The organism is Acidovorax sp. HMWF018 (assembly GCF_003061035.1).
GTDB classification, from domain to species: domain Bacteria; phylum Pseudomonadota; class Gammaproteobacteria; order Burkholderiales; family Burkholderiaceae_C; genus Acidovorax; species Acidovorax delafieldii.
Genome location: NZ_QAIM01000620.1, coordinates 1 through 5,988, shown reverse-complemented (window position 1 = coordinate 5,988; position 5,988 = coordinate 1). Strand labels below are relative to the sequence as shown.

6 protein-coding genes are annotated in these 5,988 nt (G+C 68.7%); 1 reads left to right on the top strand and 5 read right to left on the bottom strand.

The annotated features are described in order from the left end of the window. Window positions 1-132: 132 nt before the first annotated feature. From DBR23_RS26260 to DBR23_RS26250, 3 genes are read right to left on the bottom strand one after another with little or no spacing between them, the layout of a single operon-like run. The gene (locus DBR23_RS26260) at window positions 133-1,122 is read right to left on the bottom strand and encodes an ABC transporter substrate-binding protein (RefSeq protein ID WP_026062142.1); all 990 of its coding nucleotides are present in this window, start codon (window positions 1,120-1,122) and stop codon (window positions 133-135) included. Between the two features lie 4 nt (window positions 1,123-1,126). Further along, window positions 1,127-2,446, bottom strand: a complete 1,320-nt coding sequence (locus DBR23_RS26255; protein WP_108500057.1) for a Rieske 2Fe-2S domain-containing protein — start codon at window positions 2,444-2,446, stop codon at window positions 1,127-1,129. Between the two features lie 44 nt (window positions 2,447-2,490). Then, entirely contained in the window at window positions 2,491-2,952 is a 462-nt protein-coding gene (locus DBR23_RS26250) for a bacteriohemerythrin (protein ID WP_108500056.1), read from the bottom strand. Window positions 2,953-3,313: 361 nt separating this feature from the next. Between DBR23_RS26250 and nadC the strand changes: the two genes are divergently transcribed. After that, window positions 3,314-4,171 (top strand): carboxylating nicotinate-nucleotide diphosphorylase, encoded by an 858-nt coding sequence (gene nadC, locus DBR23_RS26245; protein WP_103738775.1) that lies wholly within the window; start codon window positions 3,314-3,316, stop codon window positions 4,169-4,171. A 100-nt stretch (window positions 4,172-4,271) separates the two neighbouring features. Here nadC and DBR23_RS26240 read toward each other — a convergent pair whose 3' ends face one another. Both DBR23_RS26240 and DBR23_RS26235 read right to left on the bottom strand, forming a co-directional pair. Further along, entirely contained in the window at window positions 4,272-5,327 is a 1,056-nt protein-coding gene (locus tag DBR23_RS26240) for a zinc-binding dehydrogenase (protein ID WP_017404448.1), read from the bottom strand. 47 nt (window positions 5,328-5,374) lie between these two features. Then, a partial coding sequence (locus DBR23_RS26235) for an aldehyde dehydrogenase family protein (protein WP_146191456.1) occupies window positions 5,375-5,988 on the bottom strand: 614 nt, incomplete at its 5' end.

The following is a 5,988-nucleotide window of genomic DNA, read 5'->3' as shown; positions in this document are numbered from 1 at the left end:
TGGCGCGGCTCGGATAGGCCTGGGCATGGGCCAGGGAGCCGAATGCGAGTTGGGCGATGCAGGCCAGGCCAACCAGCCAGGCGGGGATCTTGTGCTTCATGGTGGGTGTCTCCAGTTGTGGGTGGTGCGGGATCAGATGCTGTAGGTCTCGTAGGTCGCGGGGTGGAAGAGCTCGCTGACCGGCACGTGGCGCGATGACAGGCCCTGCTCGTAGTGGGCCCGCACGAAGGTCTCCAGCGTCCTGGCCGAGGCCGCCACGCCGTACGACCAGAAGTCGTCCCCCATCGCCTCGCGGGCAGCCTGCAGCTGCTCCTCGACGAAGGGCAGCGTGACCTTGGTGGCCGAGGTGTCCGACAGCAGCTCCAGCGCGGCGGCCTTGGACTGGGTGAAGGCCTTGACGAGCGCGGCGGGAAGCCAGGGGTGCTTGGCGGCGAGTTCCTTCCTGACGGCCGCCACGTGCATGATCGGGAACACGCCCGTGCGCCGGTAGTAGTCCTTGGCCACCGCGGTCGGGTCGTCGAACAGCCAGCCGATGTTCGGGTTGGCGAGCGCCGACCGGCTCGGCGGGCGCGGCGCCATGAAGCCATCGATCTCCCCGCGGTCGAGCATCTGCGAGATCGTCGCCCCCTCGGGCGCCTGCTCGATCCGGACGTCGTCCGGCAGCTGCAGCTTGACCTTCTCGGGCCGCCCCGGCGTCTCGATGCCCCCGCGCACCCAGGTCACGTCGGAGGGGCGCACGCCGAAGTCGTCCTGCAGGATCGCGCGCGCCCACACGTTGGCGGTGAGCTGGTATTCGGGCAAGCCGATGCGCTTGCCCTTCAGGTCGGCCGGCTCGCGGATGCGGTCCTTGCGCACGTAGATCGACGTGTGCCGGAACGCCCGCGAGAGAAACACCGGTAGCGCGATGTAAGGGCACTCGCCCCGCGAGTGCTTCACCAGGTAGCTGGAGAACGAGAGCTCGGTGATGTCGAAATCGACGCTACGCATCGCCCGGAAGAACATCTCCTCGGGATTGAGGAGCATGTACACGGGATCGACGCCGTCGATCTGAACGCGGCCGTCGAACAGCGCGCGGGTGCGGTCGTAGTCGCCCATGGCGACGGAGAGTTGGAGTTTGCTCACGGGATCAGGACTTCACGGAATAGGAGGGTTCGAACTCGGGACGGTTTTCGCCGTCCAGCCAGACATAGCGGGTCTCGTAGGTGCGCCAGTCGGTCGTCTTGGGGACGATGGCCTGGAAGGAGCAGACGGCCGGCGTGGCCGCCTCGGCGCCGGTGCCGATGGCAGGCGCCCCCTGGTCGAAGGCTTGCACGGCCTCGAGCATCTGCTTGCGGAATTCCACGATCGCCAAGTCGCTGGCGCCCAGACGGTCATGCGTGCGGTCGGCGATGGCGCCCATGGTCAGCCACATCGCCACGTCCTGGTTCGGGAAGCCGGTGATGCCCGTGAAGTTGCCGGCCTTCATGGCGTTGCGGTCCTGCCAGAACTTGTTCGCCTCGTTGCGCAGGGGGCGGTAGTTCTGGTCCAGGTCGACGCCTACCGTCTGGCGCAGGAACTTGCGCCAGGTTTCGGTCTCCGGCGTCTGCGACGGGTGGCCCCAGGCGATGAAATAGAACGCCGTGTTCGTGTCGTCCATCGGCACGTTGATGTTGGCCACGTTGTAGAGGTTATTGGGCGGGATCAGGGCGGTAGCGGGGGCCACGAAGACCGTCGAGCGCACGTAGTCGTTCTCCGCGGCGTTCGTGATCGGACGGCGCAGCGCGGCATAGCGGAAGCCATAGCCGGTGCGCTGCACCTGCATGCGCGGGGCCTTGTCGGTCGAGGGGCGCAGCCAGGTCTTGTCGGTAGCCTTCGCGCCATCGACCCGGGCCGGAACCATATCGGAGGAATGGAGGCTGGAGCTGTGGGCCGAGTCGATGGCGCCCTCGAGAATCTGCGCCCAGTTGCACGGCAGCAGCACCTTCGCGATGCTTACCCGGGTGTCCGCCGTCGGCGCCCACGGCGGCGGCTGGAACTCAGGCATGGTCTCCTTCGGTCCCATGTAGGCCCACACCATACCGGCCCATTCCTTGGTCGGGTACGCGGTGTGCTTGACCTTGTCGACCATGCCGCTCGAAGCCGGCTCGGATGCCATCTCCAGCACGTTCCCGTCGACGTCCATCTTCCAGCCGTGGTAGAGGCAGCGCAGGCCGCCCTCCTCGTTGCGGCCGTAGACCAGCGAGGCGCGACGGTGGGGGCAGTACTCGTCCATGACGCCGACACGGCCTTCGCTGTCTCGGAAGACCACCAGGTCCTCGCCGAACGCCCGCGCCTTCACTGGCGCGCCGTCGGGTTCGCTCACCTCTTCCACGAGGCAGATGGGCGTCCAGTGGCGGCGCATCAGGCGTCCCATGGGGGCGTCGCCTACGACGCGACAAAGCAGCTCGTTTTCTTCGTGAGTCATCATGGTGTCATCTCATCTATCAGGGGTGGTTGATCCAGGGGGTTGAACTAGCAGGCCAGGGCGGCCTCGGATTTGCGGCCCACACGCAGCACCACGGGCTTGGCGCCGTGCTGTAGCTTGCAGAGCCAATGGGTAAGTGCCGAATCGAGGTGCTGGACGTGGGGTGGAAACCATGCCACCAGCTCGTCCGCCACCCGGCGGGCCACCTCGAACTCCCCGCACTCCAGGCGCGCGCGCACGCCGCGCAGCGTGGAAAGCACCGCTTCGTGCTCGCTGATGTGGCAGTCGCGCGGCGGAAACGCCGTCGCGCGCATGAGCTCGTTCTCGGCCGCGAAATGTGAGGCCGCATGCTGGAGCACCGCATCCAGCGCCTGCGCCATCTCCGGCGCGGCGGCGCGCCGCATGCGCTCGATTAGCTCGGCCAGCCGCTCATGCTCGCCATCGATCGCGGCATGCCCGAGAAGCAGCGAGTCTGACCAGATTGGCGCCGGATTTTCAGAGGGCTTCATGGTGGGGAGTACTGGCACCGCTGGCGGTGCCTAGTTTAGTTAGTTGCCTAATTATTCTATGGGCACACGTTGATCCAGGCAACGGTTTTCCCTCCGGGGTTTCCCTAGAATCATTTGGTCTCTAATAATTTTGTAAACTCGGACTCGATGTGTACGCATGGCGGTGCGTGTGCGTGCGTGCGCACCGGTTCGGCCGACGGGCAAACGTCTCCTCCAGTCGCGCGCATGAGCGAGGTGAGGCCGCAAGCCATGCTCCGGCGCCGGTGGCCCCGGTGGCTGGCGCTCCGCCGGCCCACGCAAGCACAGGCGGCACGGCCGCGCCGGGACGCGGCCTCCCCAGGATGAACAAAAAGGATTGAACGTGAGTGAGAGAGAGTTTCTGAAGCAGGTGCACCAGGACGTCGAGCGTGCCTTGGACGAGGATGTCGGCCCGGGAGACCTGACCGCGGAACTGGTCCCGGCGACCGCCCGCGCCACGGCCACCATCACGTGCCGCCAGGCGGCGGTCGTCTGCGGCCGGCCCTGGGTCGAGGAGATACTGCACCGCCTGGCGCCGACGGCGCGGGCCGACTGGCGCGTACCCGATGGCGGCACCTGCGTGCCCGGGCAGGCCGTCGTGGTGATCGAAGGCGTGGCGCGCGAGCTCCTCACCGCGGAGCGCACCTGCCTGAATTTCCTGCAGACGCTCAGCGGCGTGGCGACCAAGACCGCCCGCTATGTCAAGGTGGTCGAAGGCACGCGCGCGGCCGTCCTAGATACGCGCAAGACCATCCCCGGCCTGCGCGCCGCGCAAAAGTACGCCGTGCGCTGCGGCGGCGGCCAGAACCACCGGATGGGCCTGTACGACGCCGTCCTGATCAAGGAGAACCACATCGCGGCAGCGGGCGGCCTGACGGCCGCGTTCCGCGCGGCGCAGGCGCTCAAGGGCCGCGTGGCCTTCATCCAGGTGGAGGTCGAGACGCTGCGGCAGTTGCAGGAAGCGCTCGACGCGGGCGTGGACATGGTGCTGCTGGACAACATGCCCCTGGAGACCGTCCGTGAAGCGGTGCGGCTGGCCCAGGGCCGCTGCAGCCTGGAGGTCTCCGGCGGCGTCACCTTCGAGACGCTGCGGGCCTACGCGGAGACCGGCGTCGACCGCATCTCCGTGGGCGCGCTGATCAAGGACGTGACGGCCGTCGACTTCTCGATGCGCTTCAGCGAGCGGCCGCTGGAGGCCTGAGCCGGGACCGCGTCGCGTCGGCGCGCATGCCGGCGACCGGACGGGCCCGTGCGCCGGGCCGTGGCCCGCATACGCCCCCGGTACCGGCGCCCCGCCGCCATCAGAGCAGGAACACGCCCTTGCCGCCCACGCCCTGGTCGAACAGCCGGTAGGCCTCCTCGGCCCGGTCCAGCGTCCAGCGGTGGGTGTACAGCTGGCCGACGTCGAGCCCCTTGGCGGCGACGAAGGCGGCGCACTCGGCCTGGCCGGTCGTCGAGAACGTCCACGACCCCATGACCGTCATCTGGCGGCGCAGCAGCTCCGGACTGACGTTGATGCGCACCTCGCCGCCCTCGCCGACGAAGCAGCAGGTCCCCCAGGTCTTGGCCGCACGGATGGCCGCGCTGCGCGCGGATGCCGCCCCCGAGGTCTCCAGCGACTTGTCGACGCCCTGCCCGCCGGTCAGCTCCAGGATGGCTTCTGCGACATCGCCGTCGCCCGACGGGGCGAAGGCCACGTCGGCGCCCAGTCGGCGTGCGTGCTCGAGCCGCTGCTCGTTCGTGTCGATGGCGATGACGCGCGCATTCATGGCCCGCGCGAACTGCGTGGCCGACAGGCCGACGGGCCCCTGCCCGAAGATGGCGATGGTGTCTGCCGCGGACAGGTGCATGCGCCGCAGCGCCTGGTAGGCGGTGCCGGTTCCGCAGGCGATCGCCGCGCCGGCCTCGAAGCTCAGCGAATCCGGCAGCGTGACCACGGTGTTCGCCGGCACCTTCAGGTAGGGCGCGTGGCCGCCGTCGTCGTTGTTGCCGTACACGCGCACCATCGGCTGGACGTTGCGGCACAGCTGCTGCCAGCCGGTGCGGCAGTGCGCGCAGGCGTTGCAGCCCTGGTAGTGGTGCACCATGACCCGCTGCCCGACCCGCGCGAGCTGCGCCGGCACGGCCGAACCGACCGCGCAGACGATGCCCGCGGGCTCGTGGCCGGCGATGGGCGGGCGGCCGATCAGCGATGGCATGTAGGCAGGCTGGTCCAGCGGCCTGCGGTAGTTCTGCAGGTCGGTGCCGCACATGCCGGACGCCTTCATCTCGATGACGACGTCCAGCGGCCCGGGCGTCGGGTCCGGCACCTCGAGGTACTCGATCTTGCGGTTCCCGGGAAATACGACACCTCTCATCGTGGCTCCTATGCGATGGATCTGTGGCTGTGCGGCCGGGAGGGTGCCTAGGCCTTGAAGGCGAACGGGTCGCGCACCTCGTCGCCGAGCTCGCACCAGACGCTCTTGGTCTGCAGGTAGTGGTTCACGGCCTCGGTGCCGTTGACGCGCCCGATTCCGCTGGACTTGTAGCCGCCGAAGGGCGAATTGAAGGCCAGCGTGCGGTAGGTGTTGAGCCAGACCGTTCCCGCCTCGAGCCGCCGCGCCATCAGGTGCGCGCGCCGGAAGTCCTTGGTCCACACCCCCGCGGCCAGCCCGAACTCCGAATCGTTGGCCAGGGCGAGGACCTCGTCGTCGTCTTCGAAGGGCATGACCGCGAGGACCGGCCCGAAGACCTCCTTGCAGATCACCGGATTGGCCGCATCCGCCCCGCCCAGGATCGTGGGCGCGAAGAAGTAGCCGCCGTCGAAGCCTGGCACCGCCAGGCGTTCGCCCCCGCAGAGCACGCTGGCCCCTGCGGCCACGGCCTCGCGCACGATGGCCTGGTCCTTGTCCAGCTGGGCCTTGCTCGCGACGGGCCCCATCTGGGTGGCCTGCGCCAGCGGGTCGCCGACCGCGATCCGGCCCGCCCGCCGCACCAGGCGGGAGACCAGTTCGTCGTAGATGCGGCGGTGGATGTAGG